This window comes from Rhizobium sp. CG4, assembly GCF_023701965.1.
Lineage (GTDB): Bacteria > Pseudomonadota > Alphaproteobacteria > Rhizobiales > Rhizobiaceae > Agrobacterium.
The window spans coordinates 635,586-653,772 of the sequence record NZ_JABAEG010000003.1; the positions used below are offsets into that span (position 1 = coordinate 635,586).

General features: G+C 55.7%; 21 protein-coding genes. 15 read left to right on the forward strand and 6 right to left on the reverse strand.

The window, feature by feature from the left end:
- Positions 1–209: 209 nt before the first annotated feature.
- The 5 genes from HGO37_RS13210 to HGO37_RS13230 all read left to right on the forward strand — a co-directional run bounded on the left by HGO37_RS13210 (position 210) and on the right by HGO37_RS13230 (position 2,852).
- Complete coding sequence (locus HGO37_RS13210) at positions 210–575, forward strand: AtpZ/AtpI family protein (protein WP_192487113.1); 366 nt, start codon at positions 210–212, stop codon at positions 573–575.
- A gap of 63 nt (positions 576–638) precedes the next feature.
- Complete coding sequence (locus tag HGO37_RS13215) at positions 639–1,388, forward strand: F0F1 ATP synthase subunit A (RefSeq protein WP_250983662.1); 750 nt, start codon at positions 639–641, stop codon at positions 1,386–1,388.
- Positions 1,389–1,459: 71 nt separating this feature from the next.
- Entirely contained in the window at positions 1,460–1,687 is a 228-nt protein-coding gene (locus HGO37_RS13220; protein ID WP_003494147.1) for a F0F1 ATP synthase subunit C, read from the forward strand.
- A gap of 84 nt (positions 1,688–1,771) precedes the next feature.
- Positions 1,772–2,365, forward strand: coding sequence for a F0F1 ATP synthase subunit B (locus tag HGO37_RS13225; RefSeq protein ID WP_192487115.1), 594 nt, complete (start codon positions 1,772–1,774; stop codon positions 2,363–2,365).
- A gap of 1 nt (position 2,366) precedes the next feature.
- On the forward strand, positions 2,367–2,852 hold the full coding sequence (locus HGO37_RS13230; RefSeq protein ID WP_192487116.1) for a F0F1 ATP synthase subunit B: 486 nt from the start codon (positions 2,367–2,369) through the stop codon (positions 2,850–2,852).
- Between the two features lie 314 nt (positions 2,853–3,166).
- Here the strand turns inward: HGO37_RS13230 and rnhB are convergent, their stop codons facing one another.
- A complete protein-coding gene (rnhB, locus tag HGO37_RS13235) occupies positions 3,167–3,820 on the reverse strand; it encodes a ribonuclease HII (protein WP_250983663.1) in 654 nt (217 codons plus the stop codon).
- Positions 3,821–3,835: 15 nt separating this feature from the next.
- Between rnhB and HGO37_RS13240 the strand changes: the two genes are divergently transcribed.
- Positions 3,836–4,027: a hypothetical protein gene (locus tag HGO37_RS13240; RefSeq protein ID WP_250983664.1), complete on the forward strand. Its 192-nt coding sequence runs from the start codon at positions 3,836–3,838 to the stop codon at positions 4,025–4,027.
- 60 nt (positions 4,028–4,087) lie between these two features.
- Here the strand turns inward: HGO37_RS13240 and HGO37_RS13245 are convergent, their stop codons facing one another.
- Positions 4,088–5,245 (reverse strand): PA0069 family radical SAM protein, encoded by a 1,158-nt coding sequence (locus HGO37_RS13245; RefSeq protein ID WP_250983665.1) that lies wholly within the window; start codon positions 5,243–5,245, stop codon positions 4,088–4,090.
- A gap of 307 nt (positions 5,246–5,552) precedes the next feature.
- Between HGO37_RS13245 and HGO37_RS13250 the strand changes: the two genes are divergently transcribed.
- Positions 5,553–6,080, forward strand: a complete 528-nt coding sequence (locus HGO37_RS13250; RefSeq protein ID WP_250983666.1) for a glycosyltransferase family protein — start codon at positions 5,553–5,555, stop codon at positions 6,078–6,080.
- 14 nt (positions 6,081–6,094) lie between these two features.
- Here HGO37_RS13250 and moaB read toward each other — a convergent pair whose 3' ends face one another.
- From moaB to HGO37_RS13270, 4 genes are all read right to left on the reverse strand, one after another.
- Positions 6,095–6,631: a molybdenum cofactor biosynthesis protein B gene (gene moaB, locus HGO37_RS13255; RefSeq protein WP_250983667.1), complete on the reverse strand. Its 537-nt coding sequence runs from the start codon at positions 6,629–6,631 to the stop codon at positions 6,095–6,097.
- The gene (locus tag HGO37_RS13260) at positions 6,628–7,539 is read right to left on the reverse strand and encodes a 4-(cytidine 5'-diphospho)-2-C-methyl-D-erythritol kinase (RefSeq protein WP_250983668.1); all 912 of its coding nucleotides are present in this window, start codon (positions 7,537–7,539) and stop codon (positions 6,628–6,630) included. The genes moaB and HGO37_RS13260 overlap by 4 nt, the downstream gene beginning before the upstream one ends.
- Positions 7,540–7,547: 8 nt before the next feature.
- On the reverse strand, positions 7,548–9,371 hold the full coding sequence (locus HGO37_RS13265; protein ID WP_250983669.1) for a tetratricopeptide repeat protein: 1,824 nt from the start codon (positions 9,369–9,371) through the stop codon (positions 7,548–7,550).
- A gap of 184 nt (positions 9,372–9,555) precedes the next feature.
- Complete coding sequence (locus tag HGO37_RS13270; protein WP_192487124.1) at positions 9,556–10,572, reverse strand: polyprenyl synthetase family protein; 1,017 nt, start codon at positions 10,570–10,572, stop codon at positions 9,556–9,558.
- Between the two features lie 108 nt (positions 10,573–10,680).
- Here HGO37_RS13270 and HGO37_RS13275 point away from each other — a divergent pair, with 108 nt between their 5' ends.
- From HGO37_RS13275 to HGO37_RS13310, 8 genes are all read left to right on the forward strand, one after another.
- Positions 10,681–10,911, forward strand: a complete 231-nt coding sequence (locus HGO37_RS13275) for a putative signal transducing protein (protein WP_250983670.1) — start codon at positions 10,681–10,683, stop codon at positions 10,909–10,911.
- A gap of 8 nt (positions 10,912–10,919) precedes the next feature.
- Positions 10,920–11,711: a tRNA1(Val) (adenine(37)-N6)-methyltransferase gene (locus HGO37_RS13280; RefSeq protein WP_250983671.1), complete on the forward strand. Its 792-nt coding sequence runs from the start codon at positions 10,920–10,922 to the stop codon at positions 11,709–11,711.
- Positions 11,712–11,857: 146 nt separating this feature from the next.
- A complete protein-coding gene (locus tag HGO37_RS13285) occupies positions 11,858–12,715 on the forward strand; it encodes a S49 family peptidase (RefSeq protein WP_250983672.1) in 858 nt (285 codons plus the stop codon).
- A gap of 121 nt (positions 12,716–12,836) precedes the next feature.
- Entirely contained in the window at positions 12,837–13,031 is a 195-nt protein-coding gene (locus tag HGO37_RS13290) for a hypothetical protein (protein WP_250983673.1), read from the forward strand.
- A gap of 196 nt (positions 13,032–13,227) precedes the next feature.
- Positions 13,228–14,160 carry a glycine--tRNA ligase subunit alpha gene (locus tag HGO37_RS13295; protein ID WP_192487848.1) on the forward strand — a complete coding sequence of 311 codons (933 nt, stop codon included), beginning with the start codon at positions 13,228–13,230 and terminating at the stop codon, positions 14,158–14,160.
- A gap of 155 nt (positions 14,161–14,315) precedes the next feature.
- The gene (locus HGO37_RS13300; RefSeq protein WP_250983674.1) at positions 14,316–14,867 is read left to right on the forward strand and encodes a LemA family protein; all 552 of its coding nucleotides are present in this window, start codon (positions 14,316–14,318) and stop codon (positions 14,865–14,867) included.
- A gap of 52 nt (positions 14,868–14,919) precedes the next feature.
- Complete coding sequence (locus HGO37_RS13305; protein ID WP_250983675.1) at positions 14,920–16,170, forward strand: 3-phosphoshikimate 1-carboxyvinyltransferase; 1,251 nt, start codon at positions 14,920–14,922, stop codon at positions 16,168–16,170.
- 26 nt (positions 16,171–16,196) lie between these two features.
- Positions 16,197–18,125: a DUF2207 domain-containing protein gene (locus HGO37_RS13310; RefSeq protein ID WP_250983676.1), complete on the forward strand. Its 1,929-nt coding sequence runs from the start codon at positions 16,197–16,199 to the stop codon at positions 18,123–18,125.
- Positions 18,126–18,187 lie beyond the last annotated feature (62 nt).

The following is an 18,187-nucleotide window of genomic DNA, read 5'->3' on the forward strand; positions in this document are numbered from 1 at the left end:
GCCCAAAACCGGTTTTGAAGTCTAAGCTTATGTTTTTACAGTGTTAATTTGTATTTAATCAAGCGTGTTCAACGCCTTGACTATACGGGCACTCAAAACTATGTTGCGCGCGACTTCAGAACGGGCTGGAACATGTCAAAGCCCTTGCCGTTTACAACCTCAAAGCGTTCCGGCGGTGCTGGAACGAGGGAAGAAAAGGCAGGTGGGACATGAATAGCAACCGTGACGATAGTCTGGAAGAACGCCGTAAACGCCTCGCCAACGAGTTGGCAAAGGTGAAAACGGAGGATGAGGCCGAAGCAGCGGCGGAGAGAAATGCCGGTGAAACACGCAAGGGTTTCGCAATGGCAATGAAGCTGTCTTCTGAGTTCATATCCGCGATCGTGGTTGGCGCCATGCTCGGGTACCTTCTGGACTACTTAGCTGGCACGTCGCCTTGGGGGATGATTATACTTCTTCTTCTCGGCTTCTGTGCAGGTGTATTGAACGTTCTGCGTTCGGCCGGTGTCGTGGCTCAGCCACAATTTTCGGACGATGCACAGACAAAGAAACAGAATGGGAAAAACAGCCCTTAAAGCTGGTTTTTCAATACGATGAAGAGGCGCCGTTGATGGCGCCAAAGGCAAAGAGGGCAGCCGGTGGCAAACGATCCGACACATCAGTTCGTGGTACAGCCGATTATTCCGATCGAAATCGGTGGGATCGATTTTTCCTTTACCAACGCATCGCTGTTTATGGTCGCTACTATCGCAGCCGCTTCTGGTTTCCTGTATTTCGCAACATCGAACCGCGGTCTTATCCCGACCCGTTTCCAGTCTGTTGCTGAGATGTCCTACGAGTTTATTGCGTCGATGCTTCGCGAAGGCGCCGGAAGCAAGGGTATGAAGTTCTTCCCCTTTGTTTTCTCGCTGTTCATGTTCGTGCTCACCGCAAACCTGCTCGGCATGTTCCCATACTTTTTCACGATCACCAGCCAGATCATCGTAACCTTCGCATTGGCGTGCCTGGTTATCGGCACGGTCGTCGTTTACGGTTTCTATAAGCACGGTCTTCACTTCCTCGGCGTCTTTGCGCCGGCTGGCGTTCCAAAGGTTCTGTTACCTCTGGTGTCGTCCATCGAGGTGATCTCGTTCCTGTCGCGTCCTATCAGCCTCTCGGTTCGTCTTTTCGCGAACATGCTGGCCGGTCACATCACCCTCAAAGTTTTCGCAGGTTTCGTTGCCACGATGAGCGCTATGGGCGCAGTCGGTATTGGCGGCGCTATTCTGCCACTGATCATGACCGTCGCGATGACTGGTCTGGAATTTCTCGTTGCCTTCCTGCAGGCATACGTCTTCGCGGTACTAACTTGCATGTACCTGAACGACGCCGTGCATGGTGGTCACTGAGAAGTAAAGTCGCTGGCCCCGGTTCCCGGGCGTCAATAAAAGCCGCAACAACCATTTCTAAGGAGCTTAACATGGAAGCGGAAGCAGCAAAGTACATCGGCGCAGGTCTCGCATGCCTTGGCATGGCTGGTACGTCCCTCGCTCTCGGCCGTATCTTCGGTGACTACCTCTCCGGCGCACTGCGCAACCCATCTGCAGCAGACAGCCAGTTCGGCCGTCTGGTATTCGGCTTCGCCGTTACGGAAGCTCTGGGCATCTTCTCGTTGCTCGTCGCTCTTCTTCTGCTGTTCGCTGTCTAATATCGACAGTGACGTTTATTGATCGCGGCGCGTTTTTTATGCGTGCCGTGATCTTTCGTATTTGCAGTACACCTGGAGGTAAGCATGTTTGTGACCCCGGCTTATGCCGAGTCAACACCGGCTGCTGGTGAAACGCATACGGAAACCGGCGTAGCACAAAGTGCTGAACACGGTTCTGGCGTTTTTCCCCCGTTCGATCAGTCTACATATGCTTCGCAGCTTTTGTGGCTGGCGATTACGTTCGGCCTTTTTTACGTGCTTATGCAAAAGGTCATCGTACCCCGCGTCGGCGGTATTCTTGAAAACCGTCACGGGCGTATAGCGCAGGATCTGGATGAAGCTTCTCGTTTGAATGCTGAAGCCGATGCCGCGATTGAAAGCTATGAAAAAGAACTCGCAGCCGCGAGAGCCAAGGGAAGCTCTATCGCTTCTTCGGCTCGTGACGCAGCCAAGGCTAAGGCCGATGCTGACCGCGCCGCTGTAGAGGCAGAACTGGCTGAAAAGCTGACCGCTGCCGAGCAGCGTATTGCCGGTATCAAGGAAAAGGCATTTGCAGAAGTTGGTGCCATTGCTGAGGAAACAACGACTGCGATCGTTGATCAGCTGATTGGTTCCAAAATCAAGGATACCGATGCCAAGGCGGCTGTTGCTGCCGCTTCTGAAAAGAAGGAGGCGTAACATGGCCTTAGACGCATCATTCTTTGCACTGGTTGGTCTTGTTCTTTTCTTCGTATTGATTGCCTACCTCAAGGTTCCTGGCATGATCGCGAAGTCCCTGGACGAGCGCGCCGACAATATCCGCAATGAACTCGACGAAGCAAAGCGTCTGCGTGAAGAAGCCCAGCACCTGCTGGCTGAATATCAGCGCAAGCGCAAGGATGCCGAAGCAGAAGCTGCAAGCATCGTTGCTGCAGCCGAGCGTGAAGCGGCAGCCCTGACGGCTGAAGCCAAGGCGAAGACGGAAGAATTCGTCGCACGCCGTACCGCTCTGTCTGAACAGAAGATCAAGCAGGCTGAAGACGACGCCATTGGTGCAGTTCGTTCCGCAGCTGTTGATCTCGCGATTGCTGCTTCTGAAAAGCTGATTGCAGACAAGTCTACCGCTGCTGTGCAGGGTAAGCTGTTCAAGTCGGCCGTAGGCGAAGTCAAATCTCGTCTGAACTAAGCGGATTGCAGTTTGAATTTGAAAGGCCGGGGTGACCCGGCCTTTTTTGTATCTAGACGACGGCTGCACCTGTCTTGGTTACGAGAAGGGTTGGTCGCACGGCGTTGCATAAACACCGCCACACCGAACGCTGGCTGCGCAGTCTTGCATTGCCACCTTCTGGCAGTGCCACTCTGACCGGCTCGCTCCCGATTGCAATGAGTAATACTGGCGCTGTGATCAGAGTTGCCCGGCAACCTCGGGCTTGGGTCGTCTCACCACGGCATAACTGTCGGCCTTGCTCAATCAAGACATGGCGGCATAGGCGGTAAAGCTCAATCCTGACGCAGAGGACGAAAGCTCATGCGATGCAATGGGCAGGCGCCATGCCGTTCAATCGCCTGTCTGTGGGCTGCTGTGCCGTAACCTGCGTGCCCTGCGAAACCATAATGCGGGTACAGTTCTCCAGCCTGCTCCATCATTCTGTCTCGCATCACTTTGGCGACGATGGAGGCCGCTGCAATCGAGACGGATCGTGCATCGCCCTTGATCACGGCGCGGCCGGGGCAGGCTATGCCAGGCGGTACGTCACGACCATCGGCTAGGATGATGGCAGGTGATGTCGTCAGACCAAGGATTGACCGACGCATGGCATCAAGGCTGGCGCGCAAGATATTCATGTCGTCAATTCTTGTCGGTGAGGACGAGGCAATGGAGACGATTGAGGTTTCGAGGATAAGTTCGAAAAGGCTTTCCCGTTTGCTCTTGGAAAGCTGTTTGGAATCGTTCAGCCCCGGCGGAATATTGTTGGGATCGAGAATGACTGCTGCTGCCACCACCGGACCGGCCAAGGGGCCACGTCCTGCTTCATCCGTTCCGGCAACTGGCCAGAAACCTTGTTTTTGGCATTCGGTCTCAATGCTGAAATCCGGTCCAGTCAGCTGGAAATCAAAAAGAGCAGGAGAGTCGGGAGGCATACGCTTTTTCATGCGGCGGAAACTCGCATGCCAACCCGATCTCCTGCAAGCCCCGGTGCGATGATAATTGCAGCAAGTACCCGAGCGGCGGCAACGGTGGTTCTGCTGGCGGCCCCTGTCGTCATGACAGATGCGGCGGGATCATCACAAAGCGGTCCGGGGATCGGTTCGCGGCAGGGACGACGCGAACGATATCTTTCAAACACATTCAACCTTTGATCTGGCAGAGACCCAGGATGTCCTTAAGTCGCTGAAGACTGTGCTGAGGTGGAACGCGGTTCAGAGAAGCGAAAGCTGCACGCCGGCACCTCCCGGAGGAACGAACAGGTCATCGCGCAAATGCATGCCACGCCGCACCATGCCAAGGCGTTTGGTGGCCATCTCGAACCGTCTGCCGATCTGCCAGGCGTAGGGACCGGCACCCTTCATGCGCTTACCAAATTCAGCGTCATAATCTTTGCCATCACGCATCGAGCGAATAAGCGACATGACGTGGCGGTAACGGTCAGGATAATTGCGCAGAAGCCAATCGCGAAACAGTGGGCTGACTTCGAGAGGCAGCCGCAGCAGCACATAACTGGCTTCAGTGGCACCGGCAGCTTTAGCCGAATCGAGAATCCGTTCGATCTCGTGATCATTCAGTGCGGGAATGACCGGGGCGACCATGACGGATGTCGGAATGCCTGCCTCGGTCAGTGCCTTGATGGCTTCAAGCCGCTTTTCAGGCGTCGAGGCACGCGGCTCCATCGAGCGCGCCAGCTTCTTGTCCAGCGTCGTCACGGACAAGGCAACCTTGGCCAGACCCTTCTTTGCCAATGGAGCGAGAATATCGATATCGCGTGTTACCAGAGCCGACTTTGTCACGATAGCAACCGGATGCTCCGCCTCTGCCAGAACTTCGAGAATCTGTCGCATGATGCGCCATTCTCTCTCGATGGGCTGGTAGGGGTCCGTGTTTGTGCCAATGGCCAGTGTGCGTGGTTTGTAACCGGGTTTCGCCAACTCGCGCTCCAGCAGTTTCGCTGCATCGGGTTTGGCAAAAAGCCGTGCTTCAAAATCGATACCGGCTGACAGCCCCATATAGCTGTGCGTCGGACGGGCAAAACAATAGATGCAGCCATGTTCGCAACCACGGTACGGATTGATGGAGCGATCGAAGGGAATGTCGGGCGATTCATTGCGTGTGATGATGGAACGTGGCTTTTCAACCTGCACCTCGGTTTTGAAGGCAGGCAGGTCTTCCAGTGTCTGCCAGCCATCATCAAAGGCTTCGCGCTGTTCTGTCTCAAAGCGACCGGACGGGTTAAGCCCGGCACCACGCCCCCGGCGACGATCAATTTCGATACGCAGGCCGGATGCATTTGCAAGTGCGTTGGCAATATCTGCCGTATGAGCAGGCGCGAATGCGCTTTGCCCCGAAAGCATATGGTTTGTCATCTGGTTGCTCCGTGCGAAAACGACTCTTCGCTTCGATGATTAAATTCCTAAAACATTCATGAGAACATTACAAGAACAAAATGCGCAAACAGATTGTGGCAATTTATGATCTGATACGATAATGCTAGGTTGCATAGGACATCAGGGGTTTGGACTGCGGCATGAGGGAAGATCGTTCGGTTTCAGAAGCAAGACCACGGATGGAAATGATGTCCATCAAGGTTTTGCAAAACAGAACGGACCGACTTTCACAGGGCTTAAGTGCTTCGATACGACCTTCCACAATCGCTGGCGATTGGGACCACCCATGCTGACAGTGATCATGGAATGCCGGGATCAAGAACCTGAGTTGGCTCACACCTTGTCCACGCTGGTATCAGGTGCGGTCGAAGGACTGGTAAGCGACGTTGTCATCTTGGATCATGGTTCGCGTGATGGCTCATCGCATGTTGCCGATGCAGCCGGTTGCCGCTTTCATGCCGAGTGGGACATCAATGATATCGTGCAATCGGCACGCGGCGAATGGCTGTTGCTGCTGGAACCGGGAGCGCGTCCGCAAACCGGTTGGATTGAAGACATTCAGGAATACGTGGCGCTGAACAGGGTGCCCGCCAAATTCACGCCGTCGCGCAATTACCGGCGGCCATTTCTTCGACGCCTTTTTCAGAAACCGCAACCGCTGGAATATGGGCTGCTTTTGCCGAAGAAGCAGGCGGTCAGCCTGGCCAAATCCAGCATGGCGCTTGCGCATTTCACCAAAGGCCAGAAGCTGCGCCGTCTGAGTGCGGAGATCATCCCTTCATGGGTGGTGACGGAAGCGCGGAAAGGCCGCTAACGGCCCCTGCAAAATTACCCGCGTTTCAGATGTTCATCCAGCCGCGGCATGATTTCCACGAAGTTGCAGGGCATGTGACGGTAATCGAGTTGTGCTTTTAATATGCCGTCCCACGCATCCTTGCAGGCACCGGGAGAGCCAGGCAGCACGAAAATATAGGTGGCATTGGCCACACCACCAGTCGCCCGAGACTGGATGGTCGATGTTCCGATCTTGTCGTAGGAAATGCGATGAAACACTTCTGAAAAACCGTCCATGCGTTTTTCAAACAGGGGCTCGAGAGCCTCCGGTGTCACGTCACGTCCGGTAAAACCTGTGCCACCGGTGGTAATCACCACATCGACACCCTCTGACAGGGTCCAGTCACGCACCGTGTTGAAAATCGCCTCGCGATCATCGGCGACGATGGCGCGGTCCGCCAGCCTGTGACCGGCCTCGGTTATTCTCGCAACCAGCGTGTCACCTGACTTGTCATTGTCCGGCGTGCGCGTATCGGAAACTGTCAAAACAGCAATATTGACCGGGATAAACGGGCGGGACGTGTCGCTCATGGCTGCGCTTCCTGTTTTGTCATGGTTGCCTTGAAGTACCAGTCCGGTCGTTGTGCTGCCAGTGATGCCTCAACCTGTTGTGCCGTCTCGAAAGAAGGGAATATCCCGAAACAGGTGGCTCCGGAGCCGGACATCCGCACCAGCGTGGCACCATGCTGTTTCAACAGGTCTGACACATCCTGGATGACCGGCAGGGCTGAAATCGCAGGCGCCTCGAGATCATTGCGCAAATTATGGATGAAAGCCTGCCAATCGTCTTTGTTCTGCGGCAAGAATTTTGGCACGGGCGGATTGTTCTTCGTCTGCAGCCTGCGGAAAATCTCCGGTGTTGAGACACCTGTCAAAGGGTTTGCCAGCACCATGGCAAATGCCGGTAGCTGCGGCAGCAGGGTCAGCTCTTCACCAATGCCACGCGCCATCAGGGGCATTCCGGCGAGACACATAGGTACATCTGCACCAAGCGACAGGGCAATCGTGTCAAGTGTTTCAGTGGGGATGGAGCAGCGCCAGAACCGCAGAAGCCCACGCAGCGCAGCTGCAGCATCAGCCGAACCGCCACCGATGCCCGACGCAATTGGCAGGTTCTTTTCCAGATGAATGGCCACGGCCGGTGCTTGCTGCCCAGTGGCGATCACCGCTTGACGCAAAAGATCACGTGCACGCAACACCAGATTATCGGTCAAACCGCCATTGGTGGCGAGTACAGCGGAAAAGGGGCCGAAGATTGAAAATCGATCTGCATCGTCGGCTGCAAAGGATAGCCGGTCACCAGTATCAGCGAATGTGACCAGCGTTTCCAGCAGATGATAGCCATCTGCCCGTTGCCCCACCACGTGCAGGGCAAGGTTGATTTTGGCCGGAGCGGTTTCGTAAAACTCCGCCGCTCCGGAAAAAGGCTGAACTGGCATGCGGTTGATCAGGATTTCTTGTCAGGTACAGGAGCAACCGGTTCTTCCGGTTTCACATCCTTTTTGGCCGTATTTTCGGCATCCTTTTCCAGCGGCGGCAGGCCGTTGGCGATCTTTTCCTTGACCTTTGCCTTATCGACGTCATCGCTGTCGCCAATCAGTGCGCGGTTCCACTGGTAAACGGCTTCAACTTTGCGGCCAACACGCCAGTAAACATCACCAAGGTGATCGTTGATGGTCGGGTCGCCAGCGCGCAGCTCAATGGCGCGCTCCAGTTCGACCACAGCTTCATCAAACTGGCCAAGACGGTAATGAGCCCAGCCAAGCGAATCGACGATGTAACCGTCATTCGGGCGCAACTCGACCGCGCGACGGATCATGTCCATCGCGTCATCAAGGTTGAGGTTTTTATCGACCCAGGAATAACCGAGGTAGTTGAGAACCTGCGGCTGCTCAGGGTTAAGTTCCAGAGCCTTCTTGAAGTTCGGCTCGGCCTGATCCCATTCCTTCAGGCGCTCATAGGCAATGCCGCGCTGAAAATAGACGGCCCAGTCCCCCCGTTTTGCCACTGGTCCGAGGATTTCAACGGCTTTGTCGTAGTTCTCAGCCATTGCCTTGTAGTCTTTGGCATCGGAGAGAACGCTGCCATAGGCGAGGTAACTGCGAATATCCTTCGGGTCAGATGCCAGCAGCGACTTCAGATGTTCGCGGGCTTCATCGACCTTACCCGTCTGCGCAAGAGTAAGACCAAGCTGCAACTCCGAAATGCGGTGCATCGGCGATGTCGCAGGCACTTTCGAATAAAATTCGATAGCGCGTTCCGGCTGCTTGAGGTTCTCCGCAAGGCCACCCAGCAGGATCAGCGTATCGGCACTTTTCGAATCCAGTTCATGGGCAATCTGCAGGTAGAGCGTAACAATCTCTTCCGCGCCTTCGCGGTTCAACGCGCCGGCAATGGAAAACAGAACCGCAGAAGCACCTTCCGTCGCAGTGGTGACCTGCTGTTCCGGCTTTTCACCCTTTTCGATACTTTCGCGCAGGGCCTTCAGCGGCGCATAGTTGTTGGCAAAATCATCGCCAACCGAAATGGCATCCAGTGCCTTTTGTTTGTTGCCGGCTTTTGCTTCCAGGCGGGCAAGAGCCATCACGGCGCGCATATAGGTGTCGCTGGCGGTGGCGCCGCCTTCGCGGTCGGTGATCGCGGCGTTCAGTCGGCTGCGTGCAACTTCAACATTACCTGCTACCAGCGCCATGGCGCCTGCATGGTAGTTTTTGAAAATCGCGTACCAGCCGGGACCCTTCATGCCATCGATCATGGCAAGGGCTTCCTTGCTTTTGCCCGCACCGGCATTCGCCCAGGCGATCAGCAGCGTATTGACCATTTTGTCGAGGTCGTTCGGGCCGGTATATTTCAGCAGCTTTTCAGCCGACGTGAATTCCTTTTTGCGCATCGCATCAAGGGCGCGAACGATGGTGGTCACCCGCTCGACGGACGAATCGTTCTTGAGGCTTTCTGCGATTTTTGCACCTGCATCGAAATTGCCGTTCAGCAATTGTGCAATCATCAAACGCTGACGGATTTCCGAATTGGCCGGATCGAAGTCAAGAGCCTTGGTGTAAAGTGTAATTGCCGTGTCGTAATCCTGATCGACGTCAGCGGTGCGGGCCGCCAGAAACGCACCGGAAAATGAGTTGACGCTGGCCGGATCGAAGGTTTCGGCTTTTTCCGCAGGTTTCGTTTCAGCGCTGGCCGTTCCCGGTACCGCCCCCAAGGTGAGAGAGGCGACAAAAGCCACGCCACAGAGAAAACGAAATGCTGGTTTGCGCCGCATGTGGAAACCCTTGATTGGTGCCGAAGCACTGAAAATACAACTTTCCATTCTTCGTCACAACAGAATGGCTTTTTTGGAGCAGGCCCGCAACCAAATCGATTTTTGGTTGCGGGCTGCCAGAGAAATGACGTTCCGAGAAAAGGCACCTCGGTGGTTCAAAACCACACCGGGTAGTTTTTCCGGTTCAGTTCACGCGCTCGATGCAGAAGTCGATGACTTCCATCAGCGCAGACTTCCAGGGTGTTTCAGGCAACGGTGCGAGCGCATCGCGTGCAATCGTGCCGTAGTGGACGGCGCGGGTGATCGTATCGGAAAGGCCGTTATATTTGCCGATCAGGCCGAGGGCTTTTTCGAGGTTCTCGTTGGAGCTTTCGCCATTTTCAATGGCGTTTTTCCAGAATTGTCGCTCTTCCGGGCTGCCACGACGGTAGGACAGGATGACCGGAAGTGTGATCTTGCCCTCACGGAAATCGTCACCGACGTTTTTGCCAAGGTCGGCAGCCTTGCCACCGTAATCGAGAACGTCATCGACCAGCTGGAAGGCCAGGCCGAGGTTCATGCCGTAGGACTTCAGTGCATTGCGCTCAGCCTTGGTGGTCTTGGCCACAATAGGACCAACTTCGGCGGCGGCTGCAAACAACGCTGCAGTTTTGGCGCGTATAACCGAGAGGTAATCGTCCTCAGTCGTTTCCATGTTCTTGGCAACGGAAAGCTGCAGCACTTCGCCTTCGGCGATAACAGAAGCGGCGGTAGACAGAACATCCAAAGCATCGAGAGAGCCCACTTCCACCATCATGCGGAAGGCCTGACCAAGCAGGAAGTCGCCAACCAGAACGCTGGCCTGGTTGCCCCATATGGTGCGCGCCGTGGACTTGCCGCGGCGCAGGTCGCTTTCGTCTACAACGTCATCATGCAGCAGGGTAGCCGTATGCATGAACTCGACGCTTGTTGCCAGCTTGATGTGATGATCGCCCGTATAACCAAACATCGCTGCAGAGGCGAGGGTAAGCATGGGACGCAGACGTTTGCCGCCGGAGGAAATCAGATGATTGGCAACCTCCGGGATCATCTGCACATCCGAACCGGCCTTGGAAAGAATAAGCTGGTTTACCCGTTCCATGTCTGCTTTTGTCAGCTCGACGAGCGGTTTTACGGATGCATGTTTGTTTTTGCTCTCTTCAAGCGGTATGACGATGCCCAACGGCCCGGACTCCTGTTCATAATTTCGATTGGACAATAGAAAGGGGCGCTTTGCGCGGCAAGGGGCGAATTGCCACTGGGCATTCAAAATTATGGGATTATCGTTGATATGCTGGAAATAATCCGGACAAACGATGCGGTTCTTCTGTCCTTCGTGGAAACACTTTTGAGTGAAGCGGGGATTCATTGCATGATAGCAGACCAATCCATGAGCATATTGGAAGGGTCACTAGGGCTTCTGCCTCGGCGTTTTCTTGTCGAGGAAGGACGTGCAGAAGAGGCGCGTACCATCCTGCGTGATGCGGGGCTGGGTGCTGAATTGCGTGACGAAAAGGCCTGAGGCAAGCGATGTCTGAGGTCGATGTGGACACAATCGATGCTTTTCATCGCGGACGGTTTCTGGTGGTGCAGCCCAAGGGGCGTGGCCACCGTTCCGGCATGGATGCTATGTTGCTTGCCTCGCTGGTCGCGGATGAGCGGCCGTGCAGAGTGGCGGATCTCGGTGCCGGTGCGGGTGCCGCTGGCATGGCCGTGGCTTCGCGGTTGCCAAAAGCAGAGGTTTCCCTGTTCGAGCGTTCGGACGAAATGGTTGCCTTTGCTGAGCGCAGCCTGAAACTTCCCGAAAACGCCTATTTTGCGGACCGCGTTTGCGTGCATGAGGCCGATGTCACCTTGCGGGCCAAAGCGCGCGCAGCCGCCGGATTGCAGGACAACTATTTTGATCATGTGATCATGAACCCGCCCTTCAATGATGCCTCGGACAGGCGCACGCCGGATGGGCTGAAGGCGCAGGCCCACGCCATGACGGAAACATTGTTTGAGGACTGGCTGCGAACGGCCGCCGCTGTGCTGATGCCCGGAGGTCAGCTTTCCCTTATTGCCAGACCGGAATCGGTTGGTGAGCTGATAAGTGCCTGCGGCAAACGTTTTGGCGGGTTGGAAATAACGCTTGTTCATCCGCGTCCGGGCCAAAATGCCGTGCGGGTGCTGGTGACCGCCATCAAGGGGTCAAGGGCTCGTTTGTCCTTCCGTGCGGCGCTGGTCATGCATGCAGAAGAAGGCCACGCCTTCTCCAGTTTCGTGGATGATCTCAGTAATGGCCGTGCGGCCTATGCGCGCATGCCCCTGAAAGGCGCGTAAAAACTGCGCTTTTTTTAACCATTGCCATTGCGTTTGACGCTTCGATGCATACATCACCAAACGAGAGCAGGATGCATCATGCTTGCTGAAAACCGGTGCGGTTTTCGCAGAGCGGCGTCCGCAAATGTTACTAGTGAGGCAAGTGTATGGCAGGTTTATTGAGGCGGCTTTTGCCCAAACGTTTTCGCAAACGGGAGACTGTTATCCCGGTTGTGAGAATGCATGGGGCTATCATGGCAGGCGGCAGCCAGTTCCGTCCCGCCCTTAACCTTGCCACCTATGCGCCATTGCTTGAAAAAGCCTTTGCCAGCAAGGATGCGCCAGTTGTCGCGATTTCTTTGAACTCGCCGGGTGGATCGCCGGTTCAGTCGCGCATGATTTATCAGCGCATTCGCATGCTGGCGGAAGAAAACGACAAGAAGGTTCTGATTTTTGTGGAAGACGTGGCCGCATCCGGTGGTTACATGATCGCCCTTGCCGGTGACGAGATCATTGCCGACCCGACATCAATTGTGGGTTCGATCGGCGTTGTTTCCGGCGGTTTTGGTTTCCCGGAACTGCTGAAGAAGATCGGTGTGGAACGGCGCGTTTACACCGCCGGTGAAAACAAGGCGATCCTTGATCCTTTCCAGCCTGAAAAGGAAAGCGATGTCGAATATCTGAAAACCCTGCAGATCGAAATTCACAAGGTTTTCATGGACATGGTGCGTATGCGCCGTGGCGATAAGCTGGCCGATGATCCCTATATTTTCTCCGGCCTGTTCTGGACCGGTATGCGTGGTCTTGACCTTGGCCTGATTGATGGGCTTGGCGACATGCGGGACGTGCTGCGTCGCCGTTACGGCAAGAAAGTAAAGCTGGAGCTGATAACCGGCGCACGAAGCCTTTTTGGCAAACGCGTCCCGGGCGTCTCGCTGAACGCGGAACACATTGCCGCAGCCTCTGTTGCAGGACTTGCAGAGGTGGCTGAAGAAAAGGCATTGTGGGGACGTTTCGGTCTGTAATCCGCTTCGCGTCGAAACGTGAGGCTGTTTCAAAAGCCCAACATCAAACAAAAAGACAAGGCAGCGGGAAACGCCAATTTCATCCGCTGCTTTTGGCCAATCGTGCCAAGGGGAACGCAGCATGGCGCAAATTATATTTCTGGTGGTCCTGATTGGCGGGGCTCTTCTTTTGTATCGGCGGTTTATCTCCGATGCGGAAAAGCTGGCTGCACGCTCGCGTCAGGAACGCAAGGAAAAGGAAACCGGCGCAACCGGCACCTTGGTCAAGGACCCGGAAACCGGTGAATATCGTCTCAAAAAGGACGATGAGGCCTGATCTTCAGACAATCGACGCGTGGTTACCGCCAGTTGAACAGACAGAGCTGGCTGTCCCTGTGCGCAACCGGCTCCATCAGCTGTTCAGTCTCTGTCCGGCGCGCATAAAACCTTGACCCGTCGCGCCGGTCGTGGCACCTGTCCGCATCCGAAATAAGCAAGTGCTGGCCTATCCCATGACCGACGTTCCAGATCATATGAACCCAAAGCGTTCTTTTCAGGCGCTCATTCTGACGCTCCATAACTACTGGGCTGACAAGGGCTGCGCCGTTTTGCAGCCTTATGATATGGAAGTGGGCGCTGGTACGTTTCACCCGGCTACGACATTGCGCGCCCTTGGCCCGAAACCGTGGAAGGCTGCCTATGTCCAGCCGTCGCGCCGCCCGTCCGATGGCCGTTATGGTGAAAACCCCAACCGCCTGCAGCACTATTACCAGTATCAGGTCATTCTGAAGCCGAACCCGTCCAACCTGCAGGAGCTGTATCTCGGCTCGCTGCGCGCCATTGGTCTCGACCCGTTGCTGCACGATGTCCGTTTTGTGGAAGACGATTGGGAAAGCCCGACGCTTGGTGCATGGGGCCTTGGCTGGGAGTGCTGGTGTGACGGCATGGAAGTGTCGCAGTTCACCTATTTCCAACAGGTTTGCGGCATCGAGTGCTCGCCTGTCGCCGGGGAATTGACCTACGGTCTTGAACGTCTGGCCATGTATGTGCAGGGCGTGGACAATGTTTATGACTTGAACTTCAATGGCCGCGAAGGCGACGAGAAGATTTCCTACGGTGATGTCTTCCTGCAGGCAGAGCAGGAATATTCCCGCCACAACTTCGAATTCGCCAACACCGAGATGCTGCATCGCCACTTTATCGATGCCGAGCAGGAGTGCATGGCACTTCTCGCCGCTGGTGCACCGGGCGAACATGATAACCATATGCTCCACAAGTGCGTGTTCCCGGCCTATGACCAGTGCATCAAGGCAAGCCATGTCTTCAACTTGCTGGATGCGCGCGGCGTTATCTCGGTCACCGAGCGCCAGAGCTATATCCTGCGGGTTCGCACGCTGGCCAAGGCTTGTGGTGAAGCATTCCTGCTGACGGATGCCGGCGGCGCAAACTGGAATAAGGCCGCCTGATCGGGCGAACCGTTTGCATGCATAGAAGCAGTGACAATATTTTGAGGAGAGAATATTGTCCGGCAGCAAATGACCTGGAGCATGAAGTTGCCGCACCACTCGGGTGGCAGCGGACTTCATGCTCTCAGTGGTCACGTAGGAGAGGGGTATCCTGAATGTTTACTGCGCTTGCCATTATTGCTGCCGTTCTTGTCTATGCCGTCATCGTCTATAACGGGCTGGTCAAATCCCGTCAGATGGTCGAGGAGGCATGGTCGGGTATCGACGTCCAGCTCAAGCGCCGTGCAGACCTTATTCCCAATCTGATCGAGACGGTGAAGGGGTATGCCGCCCATGAAAAAAGCACCCTCGAAGAAGTTATAACCCTGCGCAACAAGGCGCAGGCCGTACCCGCCGGTGACGTTGCCGGCCGTGCGCAGGCGGAAGGCATGCTGGGGCAGGCGCTGGGCAAACTGTTTGCTCTGGCAGAGGCCTATCCCGACCTGAAAGCCAATCAGGGCTTTCTCGATTTGCAGGCATCCCTTGAAACGCTTGAGGGCGAAATCCAGATGTCACGCCGGTATTATAACGGTGCGGCACGCGACCTGAACGTCAAGGTGGAAAGCTTTCCGTCTAATCTGGTAGCGCGCAATTTCGGCTTTACCAAAGCCAGCTATTTCGAAATCACCAACGAAGCAGACCGCGCCGTTCCTTCCGTGAAATTCTGAAACGCCAACAACCCGGCGTTATCCCGATGATACGGGAAACCATGAGATACAAATGACAGAACTGACGATTACTCCACCCGGCAGACCTCTTACCGGCAAGGTGCAGCCTCCCGGCTCCAAATCGATAACCAACCGCGTGCTGCTTCTGGCGGGTCTGGCCAAGGGCGTCAGCCGGCTGACCGGCGCTCTCAAAAGCGATGACACGCTTTATATGGCAGACGCACTGCGCGCCATGGGCGTGACCATTAACGAGCCTGACGAAACGACCTTTGTCGTTGAGGGCAATGGCTATCTCAGCCAACCGGAAAACCCGCTGTTCCTCGGCAATGCAGGCACGGCCACCCGCTTCCTGACGGCCGCTGCCGCGCTGGTTGACGGTGCCGTCATCGTTGATGGCGACGAACATATGCGCAAGCGTCCGATCACGCCGCTGGTCGATGCTCTGCGTTCGCTGGGCGTTGAAGCCGATGCCCCAACCGGTTGCCCGCCAGTCACCGTGTGCGGCAAAAAAGGCTTCCTCAACGACAAGGTGACAATCGACGCCAACCTGTCCAGCCAATATGTCTCGGCGCTACTGATGGCATCAGCCTGCGCTGGCAAGCCGATCGACATCATTTTGGCCGGCGAGGAAATCGGTGCCAAGGGTTACATTGACCTGACCGTAACTGCCATGGAAGCTTTTGGGGCAAAGGTTACACGCGTTAGTGCCGCTGTCTGGCGTGTTGAGCCAACCGGTTATATCGCAACCGACTTCCATATCGAGCCGGATGCATCTGCCGCAACCTATCTCTGGGGTGCAGAAGTGCTGACCGGTGGCAAGATCGATATCGGCACACCGGCCGACAAGTTCTCACAGCCAGATGCCCGCGCTTACGCCGTGATTGCGCAGTTCCCCAATCTGCCAGCTGTTATCGACGGCAGCCAGATGCAGGATGCCATTCCGACCATTGCGGTTCTCGCGGCCTATAACAAAACGCCGGTGCGTTTCGTCGGCATCGCCAACCTGCGTGTCAAGGAATGCGATCGTGTGCGTGCCCTGTCACTGGGGCTGAACAATATTCGTGAAGGTCTGGCGCATGAGGAGGGTGACGATCTGATCGTGCATTCTGATCCTGCATTGGCGGGACAGAGTGTGACGGCATCCATCGACACATTCCACGACCACCGCATTGCCATGAGCTTTGCGCTGGCTGGCTTGAAAACCGGTGGCATCGCCATCCAGAACCCGTTGTGTGTCGGCAAGACCTATCCCGGTTACTGGAAGGCGTTGGCTTCACTCGGGGTTGAATACACAGAAGCTTGAAGTTGCTGAAACTGCAGGAGGTCCGGATGAAAATCCTTGTTGCGAGACTATTGGGCCTGCTGCTGTTTTTGGCCGTTTCGCCAGCAATGGCGGAAGAATATATCCAGTCCTACCATTCGGTTATTGATGTTTCCGCTGCCGGTGAACTCACCGTCACGGAAACCATCAAGGTCAATTCCGAAGGTATCGACATCAAGCGCGGTATCTTCCGTGACTTCCCACTCTATGCGCAGAACGCTGGAGGACGGCGCACCAAGGTTGATTTTGGTGTCGTCTCCGTCGAGCGTGACGGTGCGCCGGAAGATTGGCACACGGAGAATATCTCCGGCGGTATACGCATTTACACCGGCAGCGCTGACCGCTTGTTGCAGGCGGGCGAACACACCTACCAGATCACCTATAAGACAGACCGGCAGATCCGTTACTTCGACGGTTATGACGAGCTTTACTGGAACGTGACCGGCAATGGCTGGCAGTTTCGGATCGAGGAGATTTCCGCAACAGTTGTTCTTCCGCAGACGGTGAAAGCCAGCGAAACGGCGGTCTTTACCGGTGCGGCAGGAGAGACGGGCACGGATGCTCAGGTCATGACCGAGGGGAACGAAGTGTTCTTCTCCAGCACGCGCGCCTTCAACGAGGGCGAAGGCATGACCATCGCCGTCAAACTGCCCAAAGGTGCCATCGCAGCGCCGTCATCAGGGCAGGAAGGCCAATGGTATTTTCGTGACAATGCCGGTTATCTGCTGTCGATCGTTGGACTGGTTGTCGTTTCCCTATATTACCTCCGGGCTTGGTTTGCAGTGGGTCGCGATCCTTCCAAGGGCGTGGTCGTGCCGCGCTGGGATGCGCCGGAGGGCATTTCGCCCGCACTGGTCAACTACATCGATAATAATGGCTTTTCAGGTGCAGGCTGGACAGCGCTTTCCGCCAGCGCCATCGATCTTGCGGTCAAGGGTTTTGTTGTTCTCGACGATTTGAAAAGTTCGATCGTCATTCGACGCACCGACAAACCGGCCGATGCGGACCTGCCAAGTGGTCAAAAGATTTTGCTACAAAAAGTCGGCAAGGCCGGCTCGGAATTTCCTATCAACAAAACCAACGGCTCAAAGGTCGAAGCCATGGGGCGTGAATTCCGGCAGGCGATCGAGAAGGAACATCGCGGCAAATATTACCATTCCAATGCGGGATATACGCTGTTTGGCGTGTTCCTGAGCATTGCCTTTGTCGCGGCCGTTCTCATCCTCGGCGATCTCGATGAAAACGTTATTGCGGCGGCTATCATCGGGATATTTTTTGCCGTGTTTTTCAGTATTGCCGCAACCATCATTGGCAAGAACTTTCGCGGCAGCGCCAGCCTTCCGAAAAAGATTGGTGGCATTGTGGTGGGTGCGATTTTTGCGTTTACCGCTATCAGCATGTTCGCCAGCATCCTGTCGGCCATGTGGTTTGATCTCAGTCACAGCGCGCAGTTCCCGATCATTCTTGCTCTGGGTGGCATAACCTTGTTGAACGGCCTGTTTATCTTCCTGATGGGCGCTCCAACGCCATTGGGTCGCAAGATGATGGACGGTATCGAGGGATTGCGCATCTACCTCACACTGGCTGAAAAAGACCGCATGAACATGGCGGGCGCACCGCAAATGTCGCCATCGCATTTCGAGAAGCTGCTGCCCTATGCTGTCGCTCTTGGTGTGGAAAAGCCGTGGAGCAGGGCGTTTGAAACATGGCTGGCAACGGCCGCGGCCGGTGCCGCTACGGCGGCCTATGCACCGGGGTGGTATGGCGGCAATTATAGTGGCGGCTTCGGCGATCGGATCGGAGGTTTTTCCTCGTCGATGGCCTCAACCATTGCATCCACCATCCCGCAACCGGTCAGCAGTTCTTCGTCCAGTTTTTCCGGTGGCGGTGGTTCGTCAGGCGGCGGCGGGGGGGGCGGGGGTGGCGGCGGGGGGTGATTCCGCACGCGGCCAGGGTGCCACAAGGCTGGTGTGGATGGCTGGTACCTCACCCTATGGTT

Bases quoted from the DNA above. Each gene is read 5' to 3' on its own strand.
- HGO37_RS13210 (WP_192487113.1), top strand. From the start codon at position 210: ATGAATAGCAACCGTGACGATAGTCTGGAAGAACGCCGTAAACGCCTC.
- HGO37_RS13220 (WP_003494147.1), top strand. From the start codon at position 1,460: ATGGAAGCGGAAGCAGCAAAGTACATCGGCGCAGGTCTCGCATGCCTT.
- HGO37_RS13225 (WP_192487115.1), top strand. From the start codon at position 1,772: ATGTTTGTGACCCCGGCTTATGCCGAGTCAACACCGGCTGCTGGTGAA.
- HGO37_RS13230 (WP_192487116.1), top strand. From the start codon at position 2,367: ATGGCCTTAGACGCATCATTCTTTGCACTGGTTGGTCTTGTTCTTTTC.
- rnhB (WP_250983663.1), bottom strand. From the start codon at position 3,820: ATGAAAAAGCGTATGCCTCCCGACTCTCCTGCTCTTTTTGATTTCCAG.
- HGO37_RS13240 (WP_250983664.1), top strand. From the start codon at position 3,836: ATGCCAACCCGATCTCCTGCAAGCCCCGGTGCGATGATAATTGCAGCA.
- HGO37_RS13245 (WP_250983665.1), bottom strand. From the start codon at position 5,245: ATGACAAACCATATGCTTTCGGGGCAAAGCGCATTCGCGCCTGCTCAT.
- HGO37_RS13250 (WP_250983666.1), top strand. From the start codon at position 5,553: ATGCTGACAGTGATCATGGAATGCCGGGATCAAGAACCTGAGTTGGCT.
- moaB (WP_250983667.1), bottom strand. From the start codon at position 6,631: ATGAGCGACACGTCCCGCCCGTTTATCCCGGTCAATATTGCTGTTTTG.
- HGO37_RS13260 (WP_250983668.1), bottom strand. From the start codon at position 7,539: ATGCCAGTTCAGCCTTTTTCCGGAGCGGCGGAGTTTTACGAAACCGCT.
- HGO37_RS13265 (WP_250983669.1), bottom strand. From the start codon at position 9,371: ATGCGGCGCAAACCAGCATTTCGTTTTCTCTGTGGCGTGGCTTTTGTC.
- HGO37_RS13275 (WP_250983670.1), top strand. From the start codon at position 10,681: ATGCTGGAAATAATCCGGACAAACGATGCGGTTCTTCTGTCCTTCGTG.
- HGO37_RS13280 (WP_250983671.1), top strand. From the start codon at position 10,920: ATGTCTGAGGTCGATGTGGACACAATCGATGCTTTTCATCGCGGACGG.
- HGO37_RS13285 (WP_250983672.1), top strand. From the start codon at position 11,858: ATGGCAGGTTTATTGAGGCGGCTTTTGCCCAAACGTTTTCGCAAACGG.
- HGO37_RS13290 (WP_250983673.1), top strand. From the start codon at position 12,837: ATGGCGCAAATTATATTTCTGGTGGTCCTGATTGGCGGGGCTCTTCTT.
- HGO37_RS13295 (WP_192487848.1), top strand. From the start codon at position 13,228: ATGAACCCAAAGCGTTCTTTTCAGGCGCTCATTCTGACGCTCCATAAC.
- HGO37_RS13300 (WP_250983674.1), top strand. From the start codon at position 14,316: ATGTTTACTGCGCTTGCCATTATTGCTGCCGTTCTTGTCTATGCCGTC.
- HGO37_RS13305 (WP_250983675.1), top strand. From the start codon at position 14,920: ATGACAGAACTGACGATTACTCCACCCGGCAGACCTCTTACCGGCAAG.
- HGO37_RS13310 (WP_250983676.1), top strand. From the start codon at position 16,197: ATGAAAATCCTTGTTGCGAGACTATTGGGCCTGCTGCTGTTTTTGGCC.